The sequence below is a fragment of the Corynebacterium sp. HMSC08A12 genome, from assembly GCF_001807485.1.
GTDB classification, from domain to species: domain Bacteria; phylum Actinomycetota; class Actinomycetes; order Mycobacteriales; family Mycobacteriaceae; genus Corynebacterium; species Corynebacterium evansiae.
This window is the reverse complement of record NZ_KV789166.1, coordinates 37,685-64,203: the sequence shown is the minus strand read 5'-3', so window position 1 is coordinate 64,203 and position 26,519 is coordinate 37,685. Positions and strand designations below refer to the sequence as shown.

Here is a 26,519-nt window from a genome sequence, read left to right as displayed (position 1 = left end):
GCTATCGCGCGCCCGCGCGGAGGAAGCCCGCCTGCGTCAGGAGGCGAAAGACCGTGAAGATGCGCTCCGACCGAAGCTGACCGTCGCCCATCAGGCGGACTGGTTGAACGCCCCGTACACCACTCCCGATGGCTTGTTTCGGATTGAGGGGGATAAGGCATCTCTTGATCGTGGCGCGACGATTATTGCGCTGGGCGATTGGGAGGGCGACGCGGTGATGTTCATGGCGAATATGAATGGTTTCGGCAATGACGGTGGTACGGAGATTCGTTTGGCGCGGATTAGTGAGTCTAACCGGCGGTTTTTCTATAAGCCGACGGCTCTGGTTGGTATTCGGCAGATTGTGATTCTGTCTGCCCCTAAGTTGTTCTAGGAGTTTTGTTATGACCCGTGTGCAGGGTGATCTGAAAATCATTACAGGTACGGCTGAAGCCGCCACGGAGGTGCGGGTGCGTTCGAAGGTGTCGCGCCCGGTGCCGGGTGGCTGGCTGATGGACATGAGCGACCGCAGGCCGGTTTTCGACGGCAAGGTCGATCTGGAACTCTTGCCTGGTGCGTGTGTGCTGGTGGCTATATCTGGCGGCTTACCTAGTGAGGCGGTCGATCTGATCGTCCCGGAATCCGGTACGGCCAGCCTTGAGGCGTGTATTCGTGCGGCGGAGTCTGCGGGCGATCTAGAGCGTGACGCTTTGGATGAGCTGCGGCGTGATTTCGGCGCGTGGCTGGACGAGGCGCGGGCGTCTGTGTCGGCTGCGGGTGATTCCGCGAAGGCCGCTAAGACGGAGGCTGGTAAGGCCGCTACGTCCGCGACGAATGCCGGTAAATCGGCTACGGCTGCTGCCGGTAGCGCGTCCGCGGCGAAGTCTAGCGCTGATAACGCCGGTAAGTCTGCTACTGCTGCTGATGGTTCCGCGAAGGCTGCCGATAAGTCGCGTTCCGACGCCTCTAGTTTCGCTAATTCCGCTAAAACGGCTAGTGAGTCGGCTACGGCGAGTGCGCAGCAGGCGGCTGATTCGGCGGGTGTAGCTAAAACTAGCGCCGACCGCATAGGTACAGCCGACCAGGTAAGCAAGTGGGCTGACGCTGCGAAGGCTAGCGCCGATAGCGCTGGTAAATCGGCTGCATCTGCAACCAGCTCCGCGAGCGCGGCTAAAACTAGCGCCGATAACTCTAGTAAGTCTGCTAGTGCAGCGAAGTCTAGCGCTGATGCGGCAGGCGAATCCGCTACAGCGGCAGCTGGCAGCGCGAGCGCAGCTAAAACCGATGCGGGTAAGGCGGCTACGTCCGCGACGGCGGCTAATAAGTCCGCTAAGGCGGCTAAGGCTGACGCTAACCGGGCAGCCAATATTGCCTCCTCTACATCGTGGGACGGCGATAGACTAACCGTAAACGGCAAAACTAGCCCCCCATTAAAGGGCGAGAAGGGTGATGGTGCTGGGTCTCTCCCGAGTTTCGAGGAAGTGCCTGTCGAGGTGACCAGGGGTAAATTCCGTAGGAAATATGTTGCCCTGGCGCAGGGTGCCGAAGTTTCCCTAACGTTCCCTAATGTCGGCATTTTTTATGCTTTGTTCGCCGGTAATTCCGAGGCGGAGGTTTTTATTCGCACAGGGGGTACCAAGCTGGAAGCAAGCCTTAGTGACCTCACAGTCGCTAGCGCATATATGTCTGGGTGGTGCGCGGAGACTGAAGAGGTTCAGGCGTGGATGCAGAAAATGGAAGGGGAGTTTGCTGGCGGCGAGCCTCCGCAGGCTCTTGCCCCGCCTGTAAAGTTTTATGTTTTCATGGGGAGTTTTGTAGAGGGTGGCCTCAAGTTCAAGATCCCGGCTGGTATCACTCCGCCGCTCGGGATGGTGGGGCTGGAATTCATGTGATTTTGAGTCCATAAAGATCTAACAACATCTAACAACCCCCGCTGAAAGGTGGGGGTTTACTCATGCCCAAAGCAAGGAGGTTAGCAATGGTAACAATGCCGGTGCCTAGGGGGTTTTATGTCACAAGCCCCTACGGGCCGCGATGGGGAACCACACATTACGGCACGGACTACGGTAACGGCGGGAGCGCGGGCGGTAAGCCCGTCTACGCGATCAAGGACGGAACCGTTGTGCAGGCCGGTGCTGCGTCCGGTTTTGGGCAGTGGATTCGTGTAGATCACCCGGCGAGTGTGGGCGGAAATGAAAGCGTGTACGGGCATGTTATCCCGGAGGTGCGAGCTGGGCAGCGTGTTCGTGAGGGGCAGCGTATTGGGCGGATTAACCCGGATTCGCGGACGAACGGCGGTGTAGTCCCTCACCTACACATCGAGGTATTTAGGTATTCGTGGGTTCCCGCCGCCCGTCGCGTTCTGGGTAAGACGATTCTTGACCCGCAGCAGGTGTTAAAGGGTGCGCGGTGGCCGGGGGAGTCCACCCCACCCGCGGCTAAACCCAAACCTAAACCTAAGGGAGGCAATATGGGGACAACCTACGGCGTTGATGTGAGTTCTCACCAAAACGGCATGAGCCTGAAGCAGGCCGCGCGGGAGGGTGTCGATTTTGCGATTATCCGCACCACCGACGGCGCCTACAAAGACCGCGTATATCAGTCGCATTTGGCCGACGCGGAGGGCGCGGGGCTGGTCACGGCGGCCTACCACTATCTACGGAACCCGAGTGAGGGTACGAGTGTAGCTCAACAGGTGCAAGCATCATTGCAGGTCATGGGCAACAAAAAGCGCCCTATGTGGATTGACGTGGAAACTAACGCTGGTCTGCATGTCGATCATATCCGCGCGTGTAAGCGCGAGTTCGAGCGCCACGGGGTGCGCGTGATCGGCGCGTATTCCTACGTGCCCTATTGGGAGGGGCGGGTAGCCCCGCGCGAACCTGACTCGCATGAGTTCGGCAAGTTCTGGGTAGCAGCATACGGACGCAACCCCGCGGGCAAGCCACGCAACATCTACCCCGGCAATAACCCCCGACAGTGGAACTACCCGCTGGGCAACCAGAAGCCGAGCCTGTGGCAGTTCGGCAGTAACGCGCAGGTCGCGGGCTATTCCGTAGACATTAACGCCTTTAGGGGCACCAAGGAAGAATTGCGTGCCCTGTTCTACGGCGGGGGTGCTAAGCCAACCCCGGCTAAGCCGGGCAAACCACAACCACAGAAAGGTCACGACATGACGGATTTCGACCAGATTAATCGACGCTACAAGTCCCGCGTGCCGGGCTCCAAGGTCACCATGACGCCGCTGGATATGGTGCGCAACATCGACGCGCACGCCTTTATCGCTAAGGAAAACACCGAGCGTCTGGAAAAGCGTGTCGCCCGTATGGAGGCGCAGCTACAGAACATTGCAAACAAGCTGGAAGGAAAGTAATGACCACTGTGTACGTTGATCTGGTCAAGCTTGACGGCAGCCGCCCGGAGGGGGTGCTACGTTTTAGTCTTGAGCGCATGGCGTTGGGCGATCCCGATGTTGTGCCATCGTCGGTGGAGGTGGAGATTCGTGACGGCAAGGCGCGGGTTGATGACCTGTTGCCGGGAGCTATGCGTGCCCGTGTGAGCACCGGGGGCTGGACGAAGGCGTGGCACGTCAAGGTGCCGGAGGCTGGCGAGTATGACCTGTTCGATCTGTTGGAGTGGCAGGCGGAGGATTTCCAGGAGACGGCGTGGGCGGCGCTGGGGAAGCGTGTCGAGAGGCTAGAGCAGGCTCCGGCTGTTGATCTCGCCCCGCTGGAGGATACGACCCGCGACCTAGGCAACCGCGTCACGGCACTGGAAGCCAAGCCAGACCCGCAACCGTTCGACCCGTCAGCTCTGCAAGCCCAGTTCGCGGATCTGCAATCGCACCTCACGCCAGTGGATCTATTACAGTTCCAGGCAGTAGACGACCTCGACCCAGTATGGGAACTCGGTGCGACGGCGAGCGTAGTGCAGCACGCAGGCCGCGTCAGTATAGACATTTCCACGTCTGTAGACGTGGAATCGCTCATCCGTGCTCTGAATGAGCTGAAGCTTCCGCATTTCCCGGAGGTGGCGATCTTCTCCGACGGGAGCTGGTCGAATTGCTCTGTGGAGTTGTTCCAGGAAGGGAAGTTCCTCACGAAGCTGCGTTCGTACATCGTCCACCTGTCCGGGTGGGGCGATGATCTGAAGTTCAGGGTGGAGGTCGATAAGGCGCTGGCGATAGTTCGGGAGGTCGGCGCAGACCGAATGTCCCTGTCCACGTTCTACTACACCAACGAAGTGCCGCCTCACGACTCAACCTCGTAACACACCTACCTGATCCAAAAGAAGAGTAACCAAATCACGGAAGGAAAGTAACCATGCAGCAGCAGAAACTAACCCCAATGGCCTGGGTGCGACTCGTCATCTATGTCATTTCCGCACTAGTTGGCCTCGCAGCGGTCGTGGCAACCACCTTGGGCTACACGGACGTCGCGGCACTACTAGGCACCCTCGCTGGCGCGGGAGCAGCCATCACAGGCGGCACGGCAGCAGCCAACCTCCCTAAAGCCCCCGACCAGGCACCCCTGGCAGGCCTCGACCTCGTAGCAGCGCTACAGGCGCTGCCCACTATCGCGGCGGCGGCGCAGACCTACCAGCAGCAGGCCAACTATGAGCCACGCCACGCAGCGCCAGAGGTAGAGCCGGAGGTTGAGGGCGCATACCCGGGGCTGGACTCATGACCCGCAACTGGTGGGCAACCGACGCAGCAGGACTACTCATAGTCGGCATAGCCACCATCGCGCGCGGCATCTCATACATGCCCGGCTTTGTCAATCAGGATCGACGCGCAGCACACTACCTAGAAAGCGTGTTCCAACCGTCCGTGTGGAGCGTCATATGGATTGGCATTGGCCTGGTCTGTCTTATTGCGACGCTATCCCCTAAGCTCATGCCGACGTGTGTGGGGCTGACAGTCGGTATCCATGCAGCGTGGGGCACCAGCTTCATGGCTGGTCAGATTTTCGACGAGCAACTGCCCCGCGCCTGGGTGAGCGCACTGTCCTACTACCTGATCTGCGCCCTGATCCTATGGGCATTCGGTCGAGGGAGGGCTACAGAGGTACGCATATCTAAGGAGGGGTGATGGATGTGAGTGCGATCCTCACAGTCGCGGGGACAGTCGCAGTTGCGCTAGTCGGCGGCCTATCCACCCTCATCGGACAGCGTATTTCAGCACGATCCCAAGAGAAAGCAGCGGAGGTGACCACCCGCGCGGAGGAATGGTCAAAACTCCTAGCAGAGACGAAAGCATACGCGGACGAGCGCCTGGAGGGGCAGCAGCAGCAGATCGAGGAGTTGCAAGCGGACATGCGCACTGTCAAGCAGCAGTTGGCTGACCTGAAAGCCCGATACCGCGCGGCGTTAGAGACGATCCGTCGGTGGCTGCGAGAGCACCCGAACCACCGGCTGCAAATCCCCGAAGAGATTCGAGACGATCTAAAGAACCTTTGATACACTAACCATGCTGCAAGAAGGGGGTGCAGTCCCCACCTAAAAATGCGCCCCCTCCACCCCGTGCAGCAATCCCCATAGACCCTCACCATTGGTTGAGCTTTGGCTCCCCGTGGTGGGGGTCTTTTTTGCGTTTCTAGGCGTCTTTGATCTGGTACACGCGACTGCGCGCCATGCCGGTAATCCGGCAGATGTCCACTACCCGTGCGCCTGCTGCGAGCGCTGCGCGTACTGCTGCCATGCGCTGCTGCTCTGCAGTCTGGAAGTCGATGTGAGCCTCGTCGTAGGCGCGGGCGGCTTCCTCTAGGTCTGCAAGCTGACGCTCCCCAAGGTCGCCGGAGCGCTGGGCTTCTCGGCAGGATTCCAGGAGGAAGGCTGCATCATCGTCGCTGATCTCGTCAGGGTCGATGGTGTCGCCGGTTTCGCGGGCGAGCTGGTCGATGTAGGTATCGAGTGAGTCGCGGGCTGCGTCGTCTGTGATGTCTAGGGCGGTGGCTACTAGGCGGGTGAGGGTGTCTAGGTCGGTCATGGGGTTCTCCTCTTTATATGGGGTGATCAGGCTCTTTCAAAAGTTATTTGATTTTGCCCCGCGCGGTGGCGGGGCTAGGGGCTAGAGGGCGTTGGCTTCGACTACTGCCCAGAAATCCACATCCTCATCCAGGATGATGCGGAAGTCTTTGCCTTCGCCGGTGGTGGTGAGTACCTGGTCGGCGATGGCGTCGATGTCGTGCTCGTCGGCGTAGTCGCCCAGGGCGGTGATGATCTCGTGGTGGATGGCTTCGTTGCGGTCGGTGTAGGTGTTCATTTTGGTGTCCTTTCGGTTTTGGTCTTGCCCTTTTTCCTTACATCTTGATTATAGGTCAAGTGGCTAGGCAATGTCTGGCCGGTAGACGCTGTTTATTGTATGAAGTCGGTCACATACGTACTTTAGGCACCCTTCGAGCGTGTCAACTATCCCGCAACTATCCCGCAAAAATCCCGCAAGCCACCGTAAAGATCGTAAGTATCGTAAATGACGAAAAATCCAATACGTACCACCACCAGCAAAAACAAGAAATCCCTGGACAAAAAATGCCCAGGGAAACCTTGCTGACGTTTCAAGAGGAGAATGACCGTTCGTATGTGGATCCTTTCTGTCGACCACTAGGACTAATCTAAAGTGCTTTCCTGGAAAAACCCTGTGTACGGTCTGCAAGGTCGCTACGCGTTAAATAGGCTTTTCCCGCAAACGATAAAACCCCTGTTCAAGCGCGGAAAACGGGCTCGCTGCAATCAAGTATTTTCACTCTGAGGACATGATTGTCCGGGCGAGGGGATAGGGTATTGCAAGACCTACACACGTTCGAGTACGAAATTGGGGAGTGATCCCGCCATGGAAGGCGAAAAATCTACAGCCGCGGCAAACGCGGAAAAAGTAAAGGTCGACCCGCTAATTTTCTGGGTTGCCTTCGGCTTCATCGTTGCCTTTGTCGGCTACGCGATCATCTTCAAGGACAGGGCCGCAGAAAGCCTGCAGACCGGCGCAAACTGGCTGCTGGAGAACTTCAACTGGCTGTACATCGGCAGCATCTCCTTGGCCTTCCTGTTCCTCATCGTTCTCTTCGTCTCCCGCTTTGGCCGCATGCGCCTGGGCGTGGAGGGCGAGGAGCCGGCATTCCGAACTTTGTCCTGGTTTGCGATGCTCTTCGCCGGTGGCCTCGGCTCCGTGCTGATGTTCTACGGTGTGGCCGAGCCGATGAACCACGTCGTCAACGTGCCCATGCAGGACGCAGAACCGATGAGCACCGAAGCGATCGGCGAGGCCATGGGCTTTACCCTGTATCACTTCGGCCTGCACATGTGGGTTATCTTCGCCCTGCCGGGCCTTGCTCTGGGCTACTTCATCTACAAGCGCCACCTCCCGCCGCGCGTATCTAGTATCTTCGCGCCCATCCTCGGCGCCAGCATTTACTCGTGGCCCGGAAAGCTTATTGACGCCCTGTCTATCATCGGCACCGTTTTCGGCATCGCGGTTTCGGTCGGGCTCGGTACGCTGCAGATCAACTCTGGCCTGGCCAAGGTGTTCGGCGCGGAGACCGTCGCATGGGTGCAGATCAGCATCCTTGTCGTCATCGTGGCGGCGTCGTCCATCTCGGTATCCACGGGACTGTCGAAGGGCATCAAGTGGCTGTCCAACATCAACATCCTCGCCGCAACTTTACTGATGGTGTTTGTGCTGCTGACCGGCCCCACGCTTCTGCTGCTGCGCGGCACGATGGATGCCACTAGCCTGTACGCGGAGTACCTGCCGAAGATCATGTTCTGGTCCGACTCGCAGCAGGTAAACCCCGGCTGGCAGGGTAAGTGGACGGTCTTCTACTGGGCGTGGACGATCTGTTGGTCGCCTTTCGTGGGCATGTTCGTCGCCCGCATCTCCCGTGGTCGTACCGTCCGTGAGTTCATCGGTGGCGTGCTGCTGCTGCCGACTGCGTTCACCATCGTTTGGTTCTCCGTCTTTGGCTACGCCGGCCTGGACATCGAGAAGAAGGAGCCGGGCGTGCTGACCCAGCCGATCGTGGAGGAGGGCGATCCCGCCACCGCGCTGTTCACCTTCTTGGAGCACTTCCCGTGGACCCTTGCCATCAGCATCCTGGCGCTGTTCGTTATCGCCATCTTCTTCGTCACCTCCATCGACTCTGCGGCGTTGATCAACGACATGTTCGCCGCCGGTGAAGAGGGCAAGACCCCGCTGATCTACCGCCTGCTGTGGTGCATCATGATCGGTGCCGTCGCAGGATCCATCCTGATCATGGCTCCGGATTCCGGAATCGACGCGCTGCAGCAAACCGTGATCATCATTGGCTTCCCATTCGTGCTGTTCAACTTCGTGATGATGTTCTCCCTCGTGAAGGGAATGAACGACGACTCTGCGGCGCGCCCCGAGCCGCCGAGCCGCCAGTGGGGCAAGACCGACTCTGCGGAGAAGCTGGCCGAGCACGAAGCTCGCCCGGCCCCTGGCTATGACAACGAGGGCAACGAGCACGCCCGCTTCGAATACGACGCGGAAGGAAACCTCGTCATCCCTGGCAACGTGCGCATCGAGGGCGACCTGGGAATCGTCGGCGACGTGGACAATGAGGCGGAAGTCGCCCCCGCGCGCCCGATGTACGACCAGGAGGGCGAACTGATTACGGAAGAGTCGACTGAGCCCGAAAGCTCGGCGGACGATGAGGGCGTCAATAAGGAATAGATCAGGAAATGCGTTAAGCACAATCGCACCTACAACATCGGTAGGCTGGATCTAGTACGAATAAACCTATAAAAAAGGAGTGACCATGGTTCAGCGTGTAGGTGTTATCGGTGCAGGTCTAATGGGATCCGGCATCGCAGAGGTCGCCGCCAAGGCCGGCAGCGACGTGCTGGTTTGGGAGGCCAAGCAGGAGTTCGCCGATGCGGGTAAGGCTCGCATCGAGAAGTCCCTGGAGAAGGCCGTCAGCCGCGGCAAGCTGTCCGAGGAGGACCGCGACGCAGCTCTGGGTCGACTGACCTTCACCACCAAGCTCGAGGACTTCGCGGACCGCGAGCTGGTCATGGAGGCCATCATCGAGAACGAGGACATCAAGAAGGACGTCTTCGCCAAGCTGGACGAGATCGTCGAGGACAAGAAGGCGCCGCTGTGCTCCAACACGTCCTCCCTGCCGATCCAGACCATCGCCAGCGCCACCAAGAACCCGGGCCGTGTGCTGGGTCTGCACTTCTTCAACCCCGTTCCGGTTCTGCCGCTGGTGGAGGTCATCCCGGCGCTGACCACCGACGAGGACGTCGTTGAGGTGGCTCAGACCTACGCCACCGAGAAGCTGGGCAAGCAGGCCATCCGCGCGAAGGACCGCTCCGGCTTCATCGTGAACTTCCTGCTGGTGCCGTACATGCTCTCTGCAGTGCGCATGGTGGAAAACGGCGTGGCAACCCCGGAGGACATCGATACCGGCATGAAGCTGGGCGCCAACCACCCGATGGGCCCGCTGACCCTGGCCGACATGGTTGGCCTGGATACCTGCGCCTTCATCGCAGACGTGATGTACAAGGAGTTCGGCGACCCGAGCTACGCCTGCCCGCCGCTGCTGCGCCGCATGGTTACCGCAGGTCACACCGGGCGCAAGTCCGGCAAGGGATTTTACGAGTACAATTAAAATCACGACACTCTACAAGGAAGGAAGGTCAATATATGTCCATCGACGATCTGAAGAACAAGGCAGAGGGCGCCGCAGGCCAGGCCAAGGAGGCCGCCGGCGAGGCTACCAACAACCAGGATCTGGCCAACGAGGGTCGCGCAGACCAGACCAAGTCTGACATCAAGGACAAGGCGAACGAGCTGAAGGACAAGGCTTCCGACGCCGTAAACAAGGTTCTGGGCGACGCTCAGAAGTAAAGCTCAGAAGTAAAACTGAGAGCGAGAAAGTCCCGGCTGAAAAATTTCAGCCGGGACTTTTGCTATTGCCGGGGTGTTCCCAGGGCCGGAGCTCGAGGAACGCCCCGGCGCGCTGGCGCGTGCCGGGGTCCTACAGCACGAAGCCTTACAGCGCCTGGTCGACGACCGCTGCCGCGCGGTCGACGATCTCCAGTGCCCAGTTCAGCTGCTCCTCGGTGGTGATCAGTGGCGGGGCGAAGTGTAGGCGGTGGCCGGAAACCATCGGCCAGATGCCGGCCTTCTTCAGCTCGGCGCCGAACGCACCCATGGCCTCGCCACCCATCGGGGTCTTAGCCTTCTGGTCGCTGACGAACTCGATGGCCCAGAAGAAGCCCTTGCCGCGGACGTTGCCCACGCTCGGGTGGTTCTCCGCGATCTTCTCCATAGCCGGGGCGATAACGCGCTCGCCCAGCTCGGCAACCTTCTCGAAGGTGTTCTCCTCGCGGTAGACCCTCTGCGCAGCCAGGCCGGGGGCGGCCGCCAGCGGGTGGCCGGAGTAGGTCAGGCCGCCCGGGTAAGGCTTGTCGGCGAAGCGCTGGTAGACGGCCTCGTTCATCATCACGCCACCCAGCGGCGCCATGCCGGAGTTCACGCCCTTGGCGAAGGTAACCAGGTCCGGCTGCAGATCCTTGCCGCCGTGCTCGTAGGCGAACATCTTGCCGGTACGGCCGAAGCCGACCATGACCTCATCGGCGATGTACAGCGCACCGTGGCGGTCGCAGATCTCGCGCACGCCCTGCAGGAAGCCCTCCGGCGGGACGATGATGCCGCTGGAACCCACGACGGACTCGATCAGCACGGCAGCCACGTTGTCCTCGTACACCAGGGTTTCCTCCAGCGACTGCAGAGCGCGGGCACACTCTTCCTCCTGCGTGGAGGAGTAGAAGGCGCTGCGGTACAGGAACGGACCCCAGAAGTGCTTCACGTCGCCGTCGGTGGTGGGGTTGCCGTGGCGGCGAGCCTCGCCGGTGGCCATGATCGCGGAGCCGGTGGCGCCGTGGTAGCTGCGGTAGGCGGTCAGGATCTTGGACTTGCCGGTGGTCAGGCGCGCCATGCGGATGGCGTGCTCGATGGCGTCCGCGCCACCGTTGGTGAAGAACACGTGGGAGAAGTCGCCCTGCGCCTGCTCCACGATCTCCTTAGCCAGCTCGCTGCGCACATCGTTGGAGAACGCGGGGTTCTGGTTGGTGATGCGGGTGGCCTGCTGCTGAATTGCCTCTACCAGCTTCGGGTGGGCGTGGCCCAGGTTGGCGCTGACCAGCTGGCTGCCCAGATCCAGGTAGCCGTTGCCCTGGTAATCGTAGATCCACACGCCCTCCGCGTGGCTGAGCGGCTGCGGATTGATCTTATCCTGCGCCGACCAGCTGTGGAATACGTAGTTGCTGTCGTTGTCGCGTACCTGCTGCTCTGCGGTCGTTGCTTCTTCGGTACCGACGCCAACTTTCGCGCCGTCGAAGGTAGTGAACTCGGTGATGTTAGGGGGTAATTCAGTCATTCCCCCAGGCTACTCCTGTGTGTCGGCATCGGCAGCGGAGGTGCTGTCTAAGACTGTTCCCGGGTGGCCTGCTCCGTAAAGCTTTCGTCGTAATCCTCGCGGTAATCCTCGCCGTAGTCTTCGTCGTCTTCAGCGCCTGGCTCGGCGAAGCCGAAGCGCTTCAGGCGCGCCCGATCGGCGGCGGAGGAAGAGCTGGTCAGTTGCAGAAGCTCGTTGTAGATGCCGCCGCTGGTCGCCAGCTCCGCTGGGGATCCGACCTCGCAGACATGCCCCTTGTCCAGGGTGACGATCTTGTCCACGTCGGCGATGGTGGACAGGCGGTGGGCGATGACGATGGTGGTGCGGCCCACCATCAGCTCGTTTAGGCCGGCCTGCACCACGCGCTCGGCCTTGGTATCCAGCGCAGAGGTGGCCTCGTCCAGGATCAGCACGGGCGCGTCCTTCAGCATCGCGCGGGCCACGGCGATGCGCTGCTTCTGCCCGCCGGAAAGGCGCAGGCCGCGCTCGCCGATCAGCGTGTCGTAGCCGTCCTTGAAGTGCATGATGAAGTCGTGGGCGAAGGCGCGCTTGGCCACCGCCACGATCTCCTCGTCGGTCGCGTCGGGCTTGGCGTAGGCGATGTTCTCCCGCACAGTGCCGGAGAACAGGGCGGGTTCCTGGAACACCACGCCGACGGAGCTGCGCAGCTCCGCAGCCGTCATGTCCGCCACGTCCTTGCCGCAGACCTTAAGCTGGCCCTCGGTGGGGCGGTACAGGCCCAGCAGCAGGTTCACCAGGGTGGACTTGCCGCCGCCGGATTCGCCGACCAGCGCCACCTGGTCGCCCTTGGCCGCCTGGAAGGTGACTTCGTGGATGACGGGCTCGCCCTTGAGGTACTCGAAGCTCACGTGGTCGAAGTCGATCACCGGCCCGGTTTCCGGGGCGGACAGCTGCGGGCGCACGGCCTGGTCCACGTCCTCTTGGGATACCAGCATCGGCCCACCTGGGCGGGCGGCCTCCAGCAGGGGAGCGGTGGCCGATGGCTCCTCCAGCTCCTCCATGGTCTCGAAGTACTCGCGGGAGCCCGCGGCGGCGCGCTGGGCGGTATCCACCATCCAGCTCATCATGCCGGCCGGCTGGCGGGCCATCACCACGTACTGCAGCAGAAGCACCATGTCGCCGAGCGTGAAGTCGCCGTGCAGGGTGCGCCAGAACAGCATCAGGTAGATGGCGAAGAAGATGATGTTCATCCCGCCCATGCGCAGGACGTCCATGAAGTGCCACCAGCGGGACTGCTCGCGCGTCAGCTGGATCGTGTCTGCAAAGTGCTTCTGGAACAGCCGCAGCTCGCGCAGCTCCGAGACGAAGGACTTCACGACCTTCACCTGGCCGATGACCTCCGCAAAGCGCCCCTGGGCGACGTCGATGTGCTCATTCTTTTCCTTCTCCCACACCATCCACTTCTTGGAGGTCAGCATGGTCAGGTACAGGTACATCGGGAAGATGATGGCCAGCAGTAGCGCCAGCGGCCAGTAGTAGATCGCCGTGATGACCAGGATCATCACCACGGTGATCAGCATGGAGAAGAAGTTGTTGGCGAAGGACTTGATGAAGTCCGTCAGCCCCAGGATGGAGCGGTCCAACCGGGAAATGATGGTGCCGGTGACCTGCTTGTCGTAATAGCCCTGTGGCAGGGCCAGAAGTTTGGCGTAATAGCGGTTGGAAAGGATCTGGCGCATCCGCATCGCCATCACGTCGCCGAACCAACCGCCGATGTTGCGGATGATGGTGTTCGCCAGCTCCACCGCCAGCAGCCCGACCGCGAGCCAGATGACGGTCTTCGTAGCGTTCTCAATGGCGGTGTCGGAAGCACCACCACCGCCGACGGTGTCCACGATCGTGTCGGTGGCCAACTTCACCAGGAAGGGAGTAGCCAGTGCCAGCCCCGCGGTGACGAGGCTGGTGATCATCACAATGATGTAGAACGGCCACAGTTCCTTGGTGGAACGCAGGATACGGCTAAAGGCATTAATCACACCTAGCCAAGTTAATTGTTCACGTGCGCCTTAGCGAATTCCGCGATGCGGTCCAGGGCCTCGTTGAGGATCTCCCGGGACGTCCCGAAGTTGATGCGCACATGCCCCGCACCCTGGGCGCCGAACATGGTGCCCTCGTTGAAGGCCACACGGGCGCCTTCCAGCAGCTTCTGGCCCGGCTTCTCCTCCAACCCCGGGACCTCGCTGAGGTCTACCCACAGCAGGAAGCTGGCCTCGGGGCGGATGAACTTCGCGCCGGGCAGCACCTCCGGCAGGCGGCGTTCGAGCAGGTCCAGGTTGCCCTGTAGGTACTCCAGCTCGCTGTCCAGCCAGGCCTCGCCGTCCGTGTAGGCGGCTTCGGCGGCGACCTGCCCCAGAGTGGAGGCAGATCCGGTGCGCAGTGGGCTGACCTTCGCCATGGCCGCGCGGTCGTCCGGGTTGGTGAAGATCATCTGCGCGCAGTGCAGACCGGCGGTGTTCCAGCCCTTCGAGGTGGCCAGCACTGTCACGGTCACCCGCGCAGCGGTCTCGCTGAGCGTGGCCAGGGGAGTGTGCTTGTGCGGCGCGTAGACCACCGGCGCGTGGATCTCGTCGGAGATCAGGCGCACGTTGTACTTGTCAGCCAGTTCCACCAGCTTGGCCAGCTCTTCGGGGCGCCATGCGCGACCCAGCGGGTTGTACGGGTTGCAGACGATCATCGCGCCCACGCCCGCCGGGTTGTCGGTGCTGGCGAAGGCGGCCTCTAGGGCCGCGTAGTCGAAGGCCCACTCTTCGGCGCCATCCTTTTCCACCTTGGTCATCTCCACCTCGACCTTCGGGCGCTTGACTGCGCTCGGAACGTCGAAGAACGGGTGGTAGCTCGGCACGGGGACGATCACGTCGGAGCCCTGGGGCGTCAATTCGTCGATGGCCGAGGCCACGCCCTTAACTACGTCCGGCACGAGCCGCACCCACTTCGGGTCGATCTGCCAGCCGAAACGGCGATCCAGGAAGCCGGCCAGCGCCTTCTCCACCGAGCCGTTGCGGCGCTCGTAGCCGAAGTATTCGCGGTCCACGCCCGCCTGGATGGCCTGCTTGACGGCGGGGCAGGGGTCGAAGTCGGTCTCGGCGACCCACAGGGGTAGGACGTCCTCGTCGTAGACGGTCCATTTCATCGTCCCGCGGGCGCGCAGCGTGGCGAGGTCGGGGACGGATACGGCGGAATCCTGCGGATGGGTGGCCCGGATGTTCTGGGTGGCCTGGGCGTTCTGGGGGCTGTTGTTTTGGGTGGTTGCGTTCATAGCCTCCCACCCTAGCACTCTAGACCGAGCTGTCTAGTAGCCGTCTAGAAACGGCCTATTGCGGGCGCTGGACTAGCCCAGATTGAGCCCTAACGGCTCGGGTACAGCTCCGGATAATCCTCCCGAATCTGCTGGTAGGCATCTTCCGCCACCTCGCGGGTCACCTCACCTCGCGCGGATGCGTCCGTGTCGAAACGCCGCACCATACGTCGCGAACCATAGGGTGGCCACTCCGGATCTTCCCCGCGGGCGAAACGCGAGACGATCCCGTGAAACTCCGTCGCCAGCGGCTGCAAGCGCTCAGCCGCGGACTCGCCGCAGAAATACTTCACTGTTTTGGGCGCGACCGTGAGGGCGTCAAAAACCAAAGGCAGATCCGCGCAGTGCCAGGCCGATTGGCTCCCGTGAAACTCATAGGCCCAGCTCGTATCGCGTTTCTCCTCCATGATCGCCACGGCCCAGCGTTTGATGGCCGAATCACCGATGGCCATTCCTATCGGGTTTTCTGACGCCCACCGCACCCGCGCCCCCAGCTTCCGTTCCGCGTACCGCCCCAGCGCCTTGGCCGGTTGCCGAACCAGCGGGTTCTTGGAGCTCAAGCGCTTGTCGATGGCGCGGGCGAAGGGCATCTGTGTGAACTCCTCGCGCAGGGTACCGATCAGCAGCGGCACGTCGCGCATCTCGCTGGGCCGGAAAGGATACGGCCCCACGGCGCAGTCCGTGCTGTAGAAGCGGGCGTAGCGCCGATAGGCGCGCTGCAGCTGTTCGGGGGAGAGGCTGTCCAGGTGCTTGCTGGTCAGCGGGCCGCCGAGGACCGCGCGGGCAACATGCTCGCGGCTCGGCCAGCCCTCGCGCGGGAACCCGGGGCTCAAGATCACGGCGCGGTGCACCAAGCCTTCGGTGCGCGGATTACACAGCGTCCAGGCCGTCAGCGCGCCGCCGGCGGACTGACCCATCAGCGTGACTTGCTCCGGATCTCCGCCAAAAGCCGCGATGTTGTCCCGCACCCAGCGCAGGGCGGCCACAATATCCTCGGCGCCGCGGAAGTACTCCGGCTCGGTGTTCGGATCGGCCGAAGCGTCCACGTCGGCGGGGTGATCCTCGTCCAGCAGAGGCAGGAAGCCCTCCAGGCGGTAGCGGTAGTTCAGTGAAACGTAAACGAAACCCTCCTCGGCGAAGCGGACACCCTGGTACCAGAGTTCGTCGGCGAAGCCTTCCTCATAGCGACCACCGTGGATGAACACGATTACAGGTGCCCCAGACTTGGTGCTGGCTGTGGGGATGGAGCCAGATCCAGACTTGGCCTTGGGATGGAAGTCAGACTCGATGATGGAAGGGGGTGCGTCGACCGGGCAGGTGATGGATAGGGATTGGCGGTGGGTGGCGGTAGAGGGGTCGCCGAAGAAGAATCTAAAAGGGACGGCAGGGGAAGGAGGGGCGAAGCGTTCGCCCGAGGCGTAGGGGATGGACTCGAAGCGGAGGACGGAACCGCGGAGGAAGCCACGACTGCGACCCTGATTGATGGCCACATCAACGTAGTCCTTGGCCTCAGGGATAGAGTAGGGGATCATGGATTACCTCCAAAACGCTTCCGAACTGCCTTATGAACTGCCCGACTTCGCGGCTGTCGACCTTGCCGAGCTGGTGCCCGCCTTCCGCACCGCTCTGGTGGATCACGCCGCGCAGATCGCGGCGATCGCGAACAACCCTGAGTCTCCCACCTGGGAAAATACCGCCGAGGCGTGGGAAGAATCGGGGCAGATGCTGCAGCGCGTGCTGGCCATTGTTTTTAATTATACGGGCGCAAATGCCACCGATCAGGTGCGCGAGATCGAGGCGACCATCAGCCCGGAGCTGGCGCGGCACTTCAGCGAAATCTGGCTGAACCGGAGGCTGTGGGAGCGCATCTGCGCCCTGCCCGAGCAGCCGGAAGGCAGCGAGGAGGAGGCCCTGCTGCGGGAGCTGAAGAAGAGCTTCATTCGCGGCGGCGCGGAGCTGGACGATGCACAGCGGGCAAGCCTGCGCGACATCGACGCCCAGCTGGCCGAGCTGACCACCGCCTTCGGGGCGCAGCTGCAGACCGCCACCGAGGACGCGGCGGTGCTGCTGACCGACGAGGCCGAGGTCGCGGGGCTGAGCGCGGCGGACAAGGAGTACTTCGCCAAGGCCGCCATCGAACGTGGGGAGGAAGGCTGGCTGATTCGCCTGGGCCTGCCGAGCATCCAGCCGGTGCTGGAGTCCCTGGAGAACCCGGCTGCGCGCGCGAAGGTGCACGAGGCGTCGCTGAACCGCGCGACCGGCAGCAACGAGGCCACACTGCTGCAGATCGTGCGCCTGCGCGCCCAGCGCGCCGAGCTGCTGGGCTTTGCCAATCACGCCGAGTTCGTCGCCGCCGCCGAGACCGCCGGTAGCCTCGCGGCGGTCGAGGATCTGCTGAATCAGGTGACGCCCGCCGCCGTGGCGAACGCGCACGGAGAGTACAAGCGGGCGCTGGACAAAATGGCCGTGAGCGGCACATCGAGCGCAGCGGACGCAGCGGACACAGCGGGTACAGCGGGTACAGCGGGGCTGAGCGGTGCCGACTGGCCCTACTGGGATGCCCAGCTGCGTGCAGAAGAGCTGGACGTCGACGAAGCCGAGCTGAAGAAGTACTTCCCGCTGGAACAGGTGATGGTCGACGGTGCCTTCTTTGCCGCCAAGCGCCTCTACGGCATCGACGTGCGGGAACGCACCGACCTAGCCGGCTACGCGCCGGGCGTGCGGGTATGGGAAGTCACTGAGGGGGAAGAATCGCCCGTCGGCATCGGCCTGCTGCTGACCGACATGTACGCCCGCCCCACCAAGCGCGGCGGTGCGTGGATGAACTCCTTCGTCGAGCAATCCAACCTGCTGGGCAAGGCGCCTGTGGTAGTCAACGTCATGAACATCGCCGAACCCGCCGAAGGCGAGCAGGCGCTGCTGACCCTCGACGAGGTGCAGACTGTCTTCCACGAGTTCGGCCACGCCCTGCACGGCCTGCTCTCCGACGTGCGCTATCCCACGCTGTCTGGCACCAACGTGCCCCGCGACTTCGTGGAATTCCCCAGCCAGATCAACGAAAACTGGGCCTTGGAGCCCGCCGTGCTGCGTAACTACGCTCGCCACGTGGAGACCGGGGAAGTCATCAGCGGCGAGTTCGTCGACGCGATCCGCGCCCAGGCGAAGTGGGGCCAGGGGCTGGCCACCACCGAGTTCCTGGCCGCCTGTTGGCTGGACCTGGCCTGGCACAAGCTCTCCGCCGCGGAGGCGGAGAAGCTCGCCGCCACCGACGATGCCGCCGCCCAGGTGGAATCCTTCGAGGCCGAAGCCCTGGAGCACGCCGGGGTGGACGTCAACGGAGCCCTCGCCCCGCGCTACCGCTCGGCTTACTTCAACCACATCTTCGCCGGTGGTTACTCCGCCGACTACTGGAGCTACCTGTGGGCGGAGGTGCTGGACGCCGACGGTTTCCAAGCCTTCGTCGATACCGGCGCTGCAGTGGGGGAGTCTGGGGAGTCTAATGACGCCGCCGCCGACCTCGACGACGATGATGTCCGCTTCGCGGGCGAGCGTTTCCGCCGCATCATCCTCTCCCGCGGCGCTAGCATCGACTTCGAAGACGCATTCTGGATGTTCCGCGGCCAGCAGCGCAACGTGCAGCCGCTACTTGACCGCCGCGGGCTGAGCCAGGGGTAGGCGTCAAGAAAAATACAGAAGACCAACAGAGAAACAGGGAATCAGAAAGGGTGAGCGCCACCAATGATGGAATGGCTGATCAACGCGCCGGTGTGGATCCAAACCCCGCTGGTGTTCCTCGCCCTATTCGTGGTTTGCACCGTGTTGGCCTTAGTATGGCAGGTGATTGCGCTGCGGATTTTCCCCGCCAGCGCGGAGGAACAGCGCGTGCACGGGGCGCTTTCGCTGCACGAGATGTTCGCGAGCCGCAGCTCGGTGCCGTTAGACGGCGACGCTAAGCGTAGCGCCGGAGACGACCAGAAGCGCTAAGACGGACCAGAAGTGGTCAGAAACAGAGACAGAAGAGACGGAGAGGACTAGCAGCCGATGAAACACCACTCCAAGGTGCGCCAGGCGTTGGCCCTGCTGCTGGTTCTGCTGCTCGTGGCCTGGCTGGCCACCAGCGTCTTCTAGCCCAGCGCGCTCCCAGCGAGCGCGCTGCTAGCCCTCGCCGCGGGTGGCGGCCAGCACGTCGCGAGCCAGTGGCATGTTCGCCAGATCCTCCACCAGCACTGGGTTGCCCGCGCCGTCACACAGCGGTACGCGCCAGTTCGGGTACAGGTCCTGCGTGGTGCCCGGCTGGTTCTGCGCCCGCAGGTCTCCCACCAGATCCACCAGCGCGGCGCAGCGTAGCAGCGACGGTGTCTGCGCAATGTAGCGGTGCATGGCGCGCAGGATGTACGAGACATCCGGGCGGCGCTCGCGCCCGTGCCGCGGATCGTCCAGTTCCTGGCGCAGGTCGTTAAGGAAGTAGCCCTCGCAGTCCATTCCGCGGAAGCCACCGTGGCGGGCGATGGTGCCCAGCACGTCGACCTGCCAGTTGGCATCCTCGGCGAACTCGTCGTCCGAGCTGCGGGTCAGCACTCCCAGCTCCTCGCGCAGGCCGATGTGCCCGCCGCGCAGGTAGCTGGCGGTCGGGGGCAGGTCGTGTGTGGTCACGGAGGTCAGGCAGGTACGGCGGTAGGCCTCCGGCGGTTTCGCCCCGTTGGCGTCGCCCTCAAACCACACGATCGAGGTCCCCATCACGCCGCGGCTGGCCAGGTAATCCTGCACCCACGGCTCGAAGGTGCCCAGGTCCTCGCCGACCACTACGGCACCGGCGCGGTGAGCCTCCAGCACTAGCGCACCGACCAGCGCCTCGTGGTCGTAGGTGACGTACGTGCCCAGGGTGGGGGATTCCATGCGCGGGATCCACCACAGGCGGAACAGCCCCAGCACGTGATCGATGCGGATGCCGCCGGCGGTGCGCAGGATCGTTCGCAGCATGTCGCGCCACGGACGGTAGCCTTCTTCGGCCAGCTTCCAGGGGTGCCACGGCGGCTGCGACCAGTCCTGGCCTTGCTGGTTGTAGCCATCCGGCGGGGCGCCCACGCTGGCTCCGGGAGCCAGTACGTCGGCCAGAGTCTGCGCATCTGCGCCACCGGGATGCACGCCCACGGCCAGGTCGGCCATCAGTCCGATACTCATGTGTTCGGTCAGGGTGTTCTGCGCGTGCAGTTCCTGCTCCTGGCAAACCATCTGCATCCAGGCGTAAAAGTCGCTGGTCAGCGCCGGATCGTTGGCTGCGCGCTCGCACCATTCGGTGAAGCCCACCAGCCCCTCGCCCTCGCGCTCGCGGAAGGCACGCAGCTGCTCCGCGCGCTCGTCGCCGATCCCTGCGGCGTACAGCAGGTGTAGGGCCTTGATTTTGGACGCCACCACGGGGTCCCGCTCCAACAGGTCAGCCGTGTGATTGCGCTTCTTCAGCGGGGCGGCGAGCTGCTCGATCTCCGCGTGCAGCTCGGGGTGTGCGGCGTACTCAGGAGTGTTCTCCACCCGGATGTAGATGGGGTTGGTGTAGCGGCGGGTGGTCGGCAGGTAGGGGGAATCCTCCACCGGGGGAGCGGCCTCCGCTGCGTGCATGGGGTTTACCAGTACGAAGTCCGCCCCGCCGAGCTTCTGCAGGGAATCGCTCAAGACCTCGAGCGTGCCGTAATCGCCGATGCCCCAGGCACCGCGGTCGCGCAGGGAGTACAGCTGCGCCATTACTCCGGTGCGCGGGGCATCCGGTAGTTCCAGGGCTTGGGGGGAAACCAGCAGGGTAGAAGTAGCCTCCGTGGAATCGGCACGGGCCTCGAGCTGGTGCCAGCCCGCGGGCAGTGCGGGAAGCTGGAATGTGGCGGTGCCGAAAGTGGTGGCGGCGGCTTCAGCGCCGACGGTGATGGGATCGACCCATTCATTGAGCTGTTCGAGGGGGATGGTCTCGCCGTCTTCGGTGCGGACTTGCACCTGCAGGGATTCGCCGTCGATGCAGTGGACATGCAAGGTGCGGGGGCGGTCGGCGATGGCGGTGACGGTGGGAGGCAGCATGCGGCTATAGCGGGCGCGTAGCAGGTCCTCGATGGCCGCCTGTGCAATCTCTTCGGTGAGGGCGTCGGGGTCCTCGGGCAGATCCAGACCCAGCTCGCGGAGTGCGAAGAGCACGGTGCTGCTTTGGACCTCTACCCTTTGGCCGTTCTGGCCGGTGTACCAGGTGGCCACGCCGCACTCGGTGGCCAATTCGTTGAGGATTGCATTGACATCGGAGGCATTTGCGCCGCCGGATTCCACAGAGCTAGTCACAACTGCCATTGTGCAGGGCACCGGGCGCATCTTCCACTTTTCCAGCCTTTTGCAAAAAAGGGGCGAGCGGGACAGCGGGGAGATAGTGGGGAGAAGGCCGCAGCAGCGGGTGTGGGGAATTTTGCCGAAGGTTCGACGTGATTCACGCCACTCATATATGGTTGTAGAAGTATAAGTCACGTTGAGGCTGCGGGCGCAACGACCGAAATTGCGCCCGTTATTCACGTAAAAACCCAGGTCAGGCAACTGTCAGGACATGAACAAAGGGAGCAGCATGACGGAGTACACCTCTGAAGCCCTATACACGATCGACGAGCACGAGACCTGCCTAACGGCAGTCCGTGACCTCGGCGCCGAATCCCCAGACGGGGTGCTGTTTAAGCGTCCGAAGAACTTCGACTGGGTGGACGTCACCGTCTCCCAGTTCCTGGACGACGTTTACGCAGTAGCCAAGGGCCTGGTTGCCAACGGTATCGAGCAGGGCGACCGCGTGGTCATCATGTCCGACACTCGCTACGAGTGGACTGTGCTGGACTACGGCATCTGGGCTGCCGGCGGCATCACCGTGCCGATCTACCCGTCCTCCTCCACCTCCCAGTGTGAGTGGATCGTGGGCAACTCCGGCGCGAAGCTGGCCATCGCTGAAAAGTCCGGCCACACCACCCGCCTGAAGACCTTCGTCAAGGAAGGCGACCGTCCGGAGGGCGACAAGTCCGCGCACCTCAAGCGCGTGCTGGAGATCAACAGCGGTGCCATTGACATCCTGGTTAACGACGGCCAGGAAGCTGGCATCGGGCAGGACGTCCTGGAAGAGCGCATCGCCAACACCCGCCACGATGACGTTGCCTCCATCGTTTACACCTCCGGCACCACCGGCCGTCCAAAGGGCTGCAAGCTGACCCACCACAATTGGCTGGCTGAGGCCCGTGCCATCCTGACTCACCCGGTCGGCCGCGCCGCTGCTTTCGGTTACCGCAAGCTGACGTTCCTGCCGCTGGCGCACGTGTTCTCCCGCGCGATGGCTCACGCTGCCACCGTCGGTGGCGCTACCCAGACCCACTGGAGCGACATGAGCACCCTGGTTGCTGAGTTCCAGCGCACCAAGCCGAACCTGATCTGCTCTGTTCCGCGCATCTTTGAGAAGGTTCACGCGGGTGTGAAGTCCAAGGCCACGGAGGGCGGTGGCGTCAAGGCCAAGATCTTCAACTTCGCAGAGCGCGCCGCAGTCGACTACTCGAAGGCTCTCGATACCGACGAGGGGCCATCGCTGAAGCAGAAGATCGACCGCGCCATCGGTGACAAGCTGGTCTACTCCAAGGTGCGCGAGGCTATGGGTGGCGAGCTGGATTACGCGATCTCCGGCGGTTCCGCACTGAACCCGGAGCTCATGCACTTCTTCCGTGGCGTGGGTGTGACTCTGTACGAGGGTTACGGCCTGACCGAGTGCACCGCCGCAGCCTGCACTAACTTCGCCCCGGACAACATTATCGGCACCGTCGGCCGCCCGCTGGGTGGCATCACCGTCAAGATCGCCGATGACGGCGAGATCCTGCTGAAGGGCGACATGGTCTTCGCCGGCTACTGGGAGAACGAGGAAGCTACTGCGGAATCCTTCACTGAGGACGGCTTCTACCGTACGGGCGACCTGGGCAAGTTGTTGCCCACCGGCCACCTGAAGATCACTGGCCGCAAGAAGGAAATCATCGTCACCGCCGGTGGTAAGAACGTGTCGCCTGGCCCGATGGAGGACATCCTGCGCTCCGCTCCTCTGATCTCCCAGGCCATGGTCGTTGGAGACGATCAGAAGTTCGTCGGCGCCTTGATCTCCCTGGACGAGGAGGCTGCCAAGAAGTGGAAGGAGAACAACGGCATCGCCGAGAATGTTTCCATCCGCGAGCTGGCGAAAAACCCGGTCCTGCGCTCCGAGATTCAGGATGCGATCAACGAGGCCAACGCCACGGTCTCCCACGCTGAGGGCATCAAGAAGTTCCGTATCGTCCACCGCGACTTCACTGAGGAGAACGACGAAGTCACCCCGTCGCTGAAGCTGAAGCGCTTCGTCGTGGCGAAGAACTTCGCCGACGATATCGCCTGGATCTACAACTCAAAGTAAGTTAAGAAATCCGCTTCACGACACCGGCCACGCCTCCGCGCGTGACCGGTGTTCTTGTTTTAGAGTTGTCTGCGGTATCAACCAACACATGGGCTGTGACGAGCCCAGGGGAGAGGAGAACGCGTGCACTACGATGCTGCCCTGCGCGTTCGCGAGCTCACCCAAAATATCTACGACATTGGCGACGAGATCGCCGATTACATCAATCACGTCTCCCAGGCCATCGCCGATTGGGATGCCGACCTGGTGGAAGACTGCCTGCTGGAGCTGGAGGAGATCGTCGCGGAGGGGCGCGCCGAGGTGCGCCCCGGCCTGTCCGAGCTCAACGGCCTGCGCCAGGCTTTCGTCTCCGGTGTGCGCGCCGGCAGCATGTCCGGCGTGACTCCCTCGCGCACCCCTCGCGCCCTCGGCGGCAGCGTTGCGCGCGGCAGCGACTACCCGCACCCCGGCCGCACCTTGAGCTTTATGCACAGGAAGCCCGGTGCGTCCGCTCGCCGTTCTCTTTCTGACGCCACCACCCCAACCGCCGCCGGCACCAGCGACCCGCGCAGTGCCCGTGGCGCGGAGTTCGCTGATACTTCCGCCGAGCACGCGCCGGCGACGATGGCCTCCACGGCCTCCTGGCGCATGTGGCTGCGCGAGCAGGCCGAGCGTATCCGCGCGGACCTGCGCGAGGTGGAGGACTGGGTGATCAACCAGACGCAGTGCGCCCTGGAATCCCAGTCCGTGCTGCTGCCGCAGGCATACGTGAAGGCCGAGCAGCGCACCATCGAGCTGGTAGGCCACTGGCGGGAGGTCATTGCCCGCCAGCCGGAGCTGGCCGCGGGCATGCGCGGCGAGGCGCCGCCGGAGTTCCTGGCAGAGCGCGCCCGGGTGGAGGAGATCGTCGGCCGCCTGCAGCGACGCAAGCGCGGCACTGCGGTCTAGCGCCAGTACCGCCAGCACGGCTAGTACTATGCACGTAGTATGCATGGCCTTTATATCCACGTCCCCTTTTGCTCCACCCGCTGTGGCTACTGCGACTTCAACACGTACACCCCGCAGGAGCTCAGCGCGGCCGACGGCGGCGCTGCAGAGGGTAACACCATCCCCGGCTACCTGGATGCCCTGGAGCGTGAGCTAGAGGTCGCCGCCGAGGTGTGGGATTACCCCGGCGAGGTGCAGACTGTCTTCTTCGGCGGCGGCACGCCGTCCATGCTGGGGCACGAGGGGCTGGCCCGGGCGCTGAACGCTGCGCGTCGCACCGTGGGGCTCGCAGCCGATGCAGAGGTCACCACCGAGGCCAACCCGGAGTCCACCAGCCCGGAGTTCTTTGCAGGACTGCGCGAGGCCGGCTTCAACCGCATCTCCTTGGGCATGCAGTCCGCGATGGGGCATGTGTTGAAGGTGCTGGAGCGCCAGCACACCCCAGGCCGCCCGATTGAGGCCACCCGCGAGGCCAAGCGGGCCGGTTTCGAGCACATCAACCTGGACGTCATCTACGGCACCCCCACCGAGACCGACGACGATCTGCGGCGTACCCTCGACGCGGTGCTGGAGGCGGACGTCGACCACGTCTCCGCCTACTCCCTGATCGTGGAGGACGGCACGGCCATGGCGCGCAAGGTGCGGCGCGGCGAGCTGCCCGCCCCGGACGAGGACACTCTGGCGGATCGTTATGACGTCATCGACGCCCGCCTGCGCCAGGCCGGTTTTCGCTGGTACGAGGTCTCTAACTGGGCCAAACCCGGCGGCGAATGCCAGCACAACCTGATCTATTGGCGCTCCGGGCAGTGGTGGGGCGCAGGCCCCGGCGCCCACGGATGCGTGCGGCTGCGCGGGGAAGGCCACAGCGAATCAGGCCTGGTGAGGTTGGTGAATGCGAAGCGTCCGGCGACCTATTGGAATGGGCTGCTGGGTGAGGCCGAGGGGGCGTCAATAGGAAAGGATGGCCTACCCGTGCCAGGGTCGGTGGTGACGACCGAGCGCTTAAGCAACGACGACCTGCGCACAGAACAGGTGATGCTGCGGCTGCGGCTGGCCGAGGGGGTGGACCTGGCGGAGCTGACGGGCGGAAGCGATGGCGCGAACAGTGCTAATCCCGCCCAGAACGCGGAACTGGGACAGGTGATCGAGCGCTACACGGGCCTGGGGCTGCTGGACAAACGCGGCGAGCGCCTAAGATTGACGGATAAAGGGCGCTACCTGGCCGACGGGATCGTCACGGACATCGTGTTGGCGCTCGGGCTTTAAGAGCCAATCGAGAGCTATTTGAGGCTAATCGGACTCACGCGAGGAGTGAAGGATTTGTCGAGCGGAACTGAACACAGAAGGAACCAGGTGCTGCGGGCGATCGTCAGTGATTTCATCGCCTCGCACGAACCGGTGGGCTCGAAGATGCTGGTGGATAAGCACCAGCTGGGTGTTTCCTCCGCGACGATCCGCAACGACATGGCGGTGCTGGAGGCCGAGGGCTACATCACCCAACAGCACGCCTCCTCCGGGCGCATCCCCACGGTGAAGGGCTACCGCCGCTTTGTGGACGGCATCAACGAGGTCAAGCCGCTGAGCACCCCGGAGCGCCGCGCGATTCTGGACTTCCTGGAACACGGCGTGGACCTAGAGGACGTGCTGCGCCGCAGCGTGCAGCTGCTATCCCAGCTGACCCGCCAGGTGGCCGTGGTGCAGATGCCGGACCTGCGGCGCGGGCGGGTGAAGCACTGCGAGCTGGTGAAGTTGGGCAGCCACCGCATCCTGCTGGTGCTGATCACCGACACCGGGCGCGTGGACCAGCGCAACGTGGATCTAGGCCAGCCGATCAGCGACGACGACCTGCCGCGGCTGCGCGACCTGGTGAACTCCGCGATGGTGGGGCGCACCCTGGACGACGCATGCACGAACATCGCCGCGCTGGCGAACGAGGCCAAGGGCAACAGCATGCCCGAGGAGCTGCGCGACGTGGCACTCGTGGTGACGACCGTGCTGGTGGAGACCCTGCTGGAGCGCCCGAATGACCGGCTGATCCTGGCGGGCACGCCCAACCTGATGCGCACCAGCGAACTCAGCCCCGTGGTGGAGGCCCTGGAAGAGCAGGTAGTGGTGCTGAAGCTGCTGAATAGCGTGCGTGACCTGCAGGTGCAGGTGAGCATCGGCGAGGAGAACGAGGACGAGGAGCTGCGCGGCGCCTCCGTCGTATCCGCCGGCTACGGCAATGCCAACGCGGTGCTCGGCGGCATGGGAGTGGTGGGGCCAACCCACCTGGACTACTCCGGCACCATTTCCTCTGTGACCGCCGTGGCGCACTACGTCTCGCGGATTTTGAGCGAGGAGTAGGAATAGTAGGATAGTGCAGTTGGTTTAGGACTAAAGACTGCAAGCAGCTTCAAGATAGACGTGAAAA

23 protein-coding genes and 1 pseudogene are annotated in these 26,519 nt (G+C 63.0%); 17 read left to right on the top strand and 7 right to left on the bottom strand.

Going from position 1 to position 26,519, the window contains the following annotated elements; all coding sequences use genetic code 11:
• The 8 genes and pseudogenes from HMPREF3166_RS01350 to HMPREF3166_RS01320 all read left to right on the top strand — a co-directional run.
• A partial coding sequence (locus tag HMPREF3166_RS01350; RefSeq protein WP_168160715.1) for a hypothetical protein occupies positions 1 to 373 on the top strand: 373 nt, incomplete at its 5' end.
• Between the two features lie 10 nt (positions 374 to 383).
• Entirely contained in the window at positions 384 to 1,871 is a 1,488-nt protein-coding gene (locus HMPREF3166_RS01345) for a hypothetical protein (RefSeq protein ID WP_070487328.1), read from the top strand.
• Between the two features lie 62 nt (positions 1,872 to 1,933).
• Positions 1,934 to 2,299: pseudogene (locus HMPREF3166_RS10270) on the top strand (M23 family metallopeptidase); the annotation flags it as partial.
• Between the two features lie 174 nt (positions 2,300 to 2,473).
• The gene (locus HMPREF3166_RS10265) at positions 2,474 to 3,352 is read left to right on the top strand and encodes a glycoside hydrolase family 25 protein (protein WP_246816902.1); all 879 of its coding nucleotides are present in this window, start codon (positions 2,474 to 2,476) and stop codon (positions 3,350 to 3,352) included.
• Positions 3,352 to 4,248: a hypothetical protein gene (locus HMPREF3166_RS01335; protein ID WP_070487326.1), complete on the top strand. Its 897-nt coding sequence runs from the start codon at positions 3,352 to 3,354 to the stop codon at positions 4,246 to 4,248. Before HMPREF3166_RS10265 ends, HMPREF3166_RS01335 begins: the two co-directional genes overlap by 1 nt.
• A gap of 53 nt (positions 4,249 to 4,301) precedes the next feature.
• Positions 4,302 to 4,664: a hypothetical protein gene (locus tag HMPREF3166_RS01330; RefSeq protein ID WP_070487325.1), complete on the top strand. Its 363-nt coding sequence runs from the start codon at positions 4,302 to 4,304 to the stop codon at positions 4,662 to 4,664.
• Complete coding sequence (locus HMPREF3166_RS01325) at positions 4,661 to 5,068, top strand: hypothetical protein (RefSeq protein ID WP_070487324.1); 408 nt, start codon at positions 4,661 to 4,663, stop codon at positions 5,066 to 5,068. Before HMPREF3166_RS01330 ends, HMPREF3166_RS01325 begins: the two co-directional genes overlap by 4 nt.
• A 5-nt stretch (positions 5,069 to 5,073) precedes the next feature.
• Positions 5,074 to 5,436 carry a DNA polymerase Y subunit UmuC family protein gene (locus HMPREF3166_RS01320; RefSeq protein ID WP_141741100.1) on the top strand — a complete coding sequence of 121 codons (363 nt, stop codon included), beginning with the start codon at positions 5,074 to 5,076 and terminating at the stop codon, positions 5,434 to 5,436.
• Positions 5,437 to 5,572: 136 nt separating this feature from the next.
• Here the strand turns inward: HMPREF3166_RS01320 and HMPREF3166_RS01315 are convergent, their stop codons facing one another.
• A complete protein-coding gene (locus HMPREF3166_RS01315; RefSeq protein ID WP_070487322.1) occupies positions 5,573 to 5,965 on the bottom strand; it encodes a hypothetical protein in 393 nt (130 codons plus the stop codon).
• A gap of 81 nt (positions 5,966 to 6,046) precedes the next feature.
• Positions 6,047 to 6,241 carry a hypothetical protein gene (locus HMPREF3166_RS01310; RefSeq protein WP_070487321.1) on the bottom strand — a complete coding sequence of 65 codons (195 nt, stop codon included), beginning with the start codon at positions 6,239 to 6,241 and terminating at the stop codon, positions 6,047 to 6,049.
• Positions 6,242 to 6,808: 567 nt separating this feature from the next.
• Between HMPREF3166_RS01310 and HMPREF3166_RS01305 the strand changes: the two genes are divergently transcribed.
• From HMPREF3166_RS01305 to HMPREF3166_RS01295, 3 genes are all read left to right on the top strand, one after another.
• Positions 6,809 to 8,665: a BCCT family transporter gene (locus HMPREF3166_RS01305; RefSeq protein WP_035005323.1), complete on the top strand. Its 1,857-nt coding sequence runs from the start codon at positions 6,809 to 6,811 to the stop codon at positions 8,663 to 8,665.
• Positions 8,666 to 8,750: 85 nt separating this feature from the next.
• Positions 8,751 to 9,605 (top strand): 3-hydroxybutyryl-CoA dehydrogenase, encoded by an 855-nt coding sequence (locus tag HMPREF3166_RS01300; protein ID WP_011273238.1) that lies wholly within the window; start codon positions 8,751 to 8,753, stop codon positions 9,603 to 9,605.
• Between the two features lie 41 nt (positions 9,606 to 9,646).
• Positions 9,647 to 9,844, top strand: coding sequence for a CsbD family protein (locus HMPREF3166_RS01295; protein ID WP_192816666.1), 198 nt, complete (start codon positions 9,647 to 9,649; stop codon positions 9,842 to 9,844).
• 145 nt (positions 9,845 to 9,989) lie between these two features.
• Here the strand turns inward: HMPREF3166_RS01295 and HMPREF3166_RS01290 are convergent, their stop codons facing one another.
• The 4 genes from HMPREF3166_RS01290 to HMPREF3166_RS01275 all read right to left on the bottom strand — a co-directional run bounded on the left by HMPREF3166_RS01290 (position 9,990) and on the right by HMPREF3166_RS01275 (position 16,244).
• The gene (locus HMPREF3166_RS01290) at positions 9,990 to 11,378 is read right to left on the bottom strand and encodes an aspartate aminotransferase family protein (RefSeq protein WP_070487320.1); all 1,389 of its coding nucleotides are present in this window, start codon (positions 11,376 to 11,378) and stop codon (positions 9,990 to 9,992) included.
• Between the two features lie 47 nt (positions 11,379 to 11,425).
• Positions 11,426 to 13,393: an ABC transporter ATP-binding protein gene (locus HMPREF3166_RS01285; protein ID WP_035005317.1), complete on the bottom strand. Its 1,968-nt coding sequence runs from the start codon at positions 13,391 to 13,393 to the stop codon at positions 11,426 to 11,428.
• 11 nt (positions 13,394 to 13,404) lie between these two features.
• Positions 13,405 to 14,673, bottom strand: coding sequence for a MalY/PatB family protein (locus tag HMPREF3166_RS01280; RefSeq protein WP_070487319.1), 1,269 nt, complete (start codon positions 14,671 to 14,673; stop codon positions 13,405 to 13,407).
• Positions 14,674 to 14,762: 89 nt separating this feature from the next.
• Entirely contained in the window at positions 14,763 to 16,244 is a 1,482-nt protein-coding gene (locus tag HMPREF3166_RS01275; protein ID WP_070487318.1) for a carboxylesterase family protein, read from the bottom strand.
• Here HMPREF3166_RS01275 and HMPREF3166_RS01270 point away from each other — a divergent pair.
• Together HMPREF3166_RS01270 and HMPREF3166_RS01265 are read left to right on the top strand one after the other, a co-directional pair.
• The gene (locus tag HMPREF3166_RS01270; protein ID WP_070487317.1) at positions 16,243 to 18,387 is read left to right on the top strand and encodes a M3 family metallopeptidase; all 2,145 of its coding nucleotides are present in this window, start codon (positions 16,243 to 16,245) and stop codon (positions 18,385 to 18,387) included. The genes HMPREF3166_RS01275 and HMPREF3166_RS01270 overlap by 2 nt on opposite strands.
• Positions 18,388 to 18,450: 63 nt before the next feature.
• The gene (locus HMPREF3166_RS01265) at positions 18,451 to 18,696 is read left to right on the top strand and encodes a hypothetical protein (RefSeq protein ID WP_049050220.1); all 246 of its coding nucleotides are present in this window, start codon (positions 18,451 to 18,453) and stop codon (positions 18,694 to 18,696) included.
• 171 nt (positions 18,697 to 18,867) lie between these two features.
• On the opposite strand, the gene HMPREF3166_RS01260 is transcribed toward HMPREF3166_RS01265, so the two are convergent.
• Positions 18,868 to 21,036 (bottom strand): 4-alpha-glucanotransferase, encoded by a 2,169-nt coding sequence (locus HMPREF3166_RS01260; RefSeq protein ID WP_070487316.1) that lies wholly within the window; start codon positions 21,034 to 21,036, stop codon positions 18,868 to 18,870.
• A 265-nt stretch (positions 21,037 to 21,301) separates the two neighbouring features.
• On the opposite strand from HMPREF3166_RS01260, the gene HMPREF3166_RS01255 reads away from it, so the two are divergent.
• From HMPREF3166_RS01255 to hrcA, 4 genes are all read left to right on the top strand, one after another.
• A complete protein-coding gene (locus HMPREF3166_RS01255) occupies positions 21,302 to 23,140 on the top strand; it encodes an AMP-dependent synthetase/ligase (protein ID WP_070487315.1) in 1,839 nt (612 codons plus the stop codon).
• Positions 23,141 to 23,263: 123 nt separating this feature from the next.
• Positions 23,264 to 24,067 (top strand): hypothetical protein, encoded by an 804-nt coding sequence (locus tag HMPREF3166_RS01250; protein ID WP_070487314.1) that lies wholly within the window; start codon positions 23,264 to 23,266, stop codon positions 24,065 to 24,067.
• Positions 24,068 to 24,106: 39 nt separating this feature from the next.
• On the top strand, positions 24,107 to 25,372 hold the full coding sequence (gene hemW, locus HMPREF3166_RS01245) for a radical SAM family heme chaperone HemW (protein ID WP_070487313.1): 1,266 nt from the start codon (positions 24,107 to 24,109) through the stop codon (positions 25,370 to 25,372).
• 54 nt (positions 25,373 to 25,426) lie between these two features.
• Positions 25,427 to 26,452, top strand: coding sequence for a heat-inducible transcriptional repressor HrcA (gene hrcA, locus HMPREF3166_RS01240; RefSeq protein WP_035005385.1), 1,026 nt, complete (start codon positions 25,427 to 25,429; stop codon positions 26,450 to 26,452).
• Positions 26,453 to 26,519: the final 67 nt, after the last annotated feature.

Excerpts from the sequence above, each read along its gene's own strand:
- HMPREF3166_RS01315 (WP_070487322.1), bottom strand. The coding sequence starts at position 5,965 with ATGACCGACCTAGACACCCTCACCCGCCTAGTAGCCACCGCCCTAGAC.
- HMPREF3166_RS01330 (WP_070487325.1), top strand. The coding sequence starts at position 4,302 with ATGCAGCAGCAGAAACTAACCCCAATGGCCTGGGTGCGACTCGTCATC.
- HMPREF3166_RS01270 (WP_070487317.1), top strand. The coding sequence starts at position 16,243 with ATGGATTACCTCCAAAACGCTTCCGAACTGCCTTATGAACTGCCCGAC.
- HMPREF3166_RS01255 (WP_070487315.1), top strand. The coding sequence starts at position 21,302 with ATGACGGAGTACACCTCTGAAGCCCTATACACGATCGACGAGCACGAG.
- HMPREF3166_RS01260 (WP_070487316.1), bottom strand. The coding sequence starts at position 21,036 with ATGGCAGTTGTGACTAGCTCTGTGGAATCCGGCGGCGCAAATGCCTCC.
- HMPREF3166_RS01265 (WP_049050220.1), top strand. The coding sequence starts at position 18,451 with ATGATGGAATGGCTGATCAACGCGCCGGTGTGGATCCAAACCCCGCTG.
- HMPREF3166_RS01305 (WP_035005323.1), top strand. The coding sequence starts at position 6,809 with ATGGAAGGCGAAAAATCTACAGCCGCGGCAAACGCGGAAAAAGTAAAG.
- HMPREF3166_RS01310 (WP_070487321.1), bottom strand. The coding sequence starts at position 6,241 with ATGAACACCTACACCGACCGCAACGAAGCCATCCACCACGAGATCATC.
- HMPREF3166_RS01335 (WP_070487326.1), top strand. The coding sequence starts at position 3,352 with ATGACCACTGTGTACGTTGATCTGGTCAAGCTTGACGGCAGCCGCCCG.
- HMPREF3166_RS01325 (WP_070487324.1), top strand. The coding sequence starts at position 4,661 with ATGACCCGCAACTGGTGGGCAACCGACGCAGCAGGACTACTCATAGTC.
- hemW (WP_070487313.1), top strand. The coding sequence starts at position 24,107 with ATGCATGGCCTTTATATCCACGTCCCCTTTTGCTCCACCCGCTGTGGC.
- HMPREF3166_RS01275 (WP_070487318.1), bottom strand. The coding sequence starts at position 16,244 with ATGATCCCCTACTCTATCCCTGAGGCCAAGGACTACGTTGATGTGGCC.
- HMPREF3166_RS01300 (WP_011273238.1), top strand. The coding sequence starts at position 8,751 with ATGGTTCAGCGTGTAGGTGTTATCGGTGCAGGTCTAATGGGATCCGGC.
- HMPREF3166_RS01290 (WP_070487320.1), bottom strand. The coding sequence starts at position 11,378 with ATGACTGAATTACCCCCTAACATCACCGAGTTCACTACCTTCGACGGC.
- HMPREF3166_RS01345 (WP_070487328.1), top strand. The coding sequence starts at position 384 with ATGACCCGTGTGCAGGGTGATCTGAAAATCATTACAGGTACGGCTGAA.
- HMPREF3166_RS01280 (WP_070487319.1), bottom strand. The coding sequence starts at position 14,673 with ATGAACGCAACCACCCAAAACAACAGCCCCCAGAACGCCCAGGCCACC.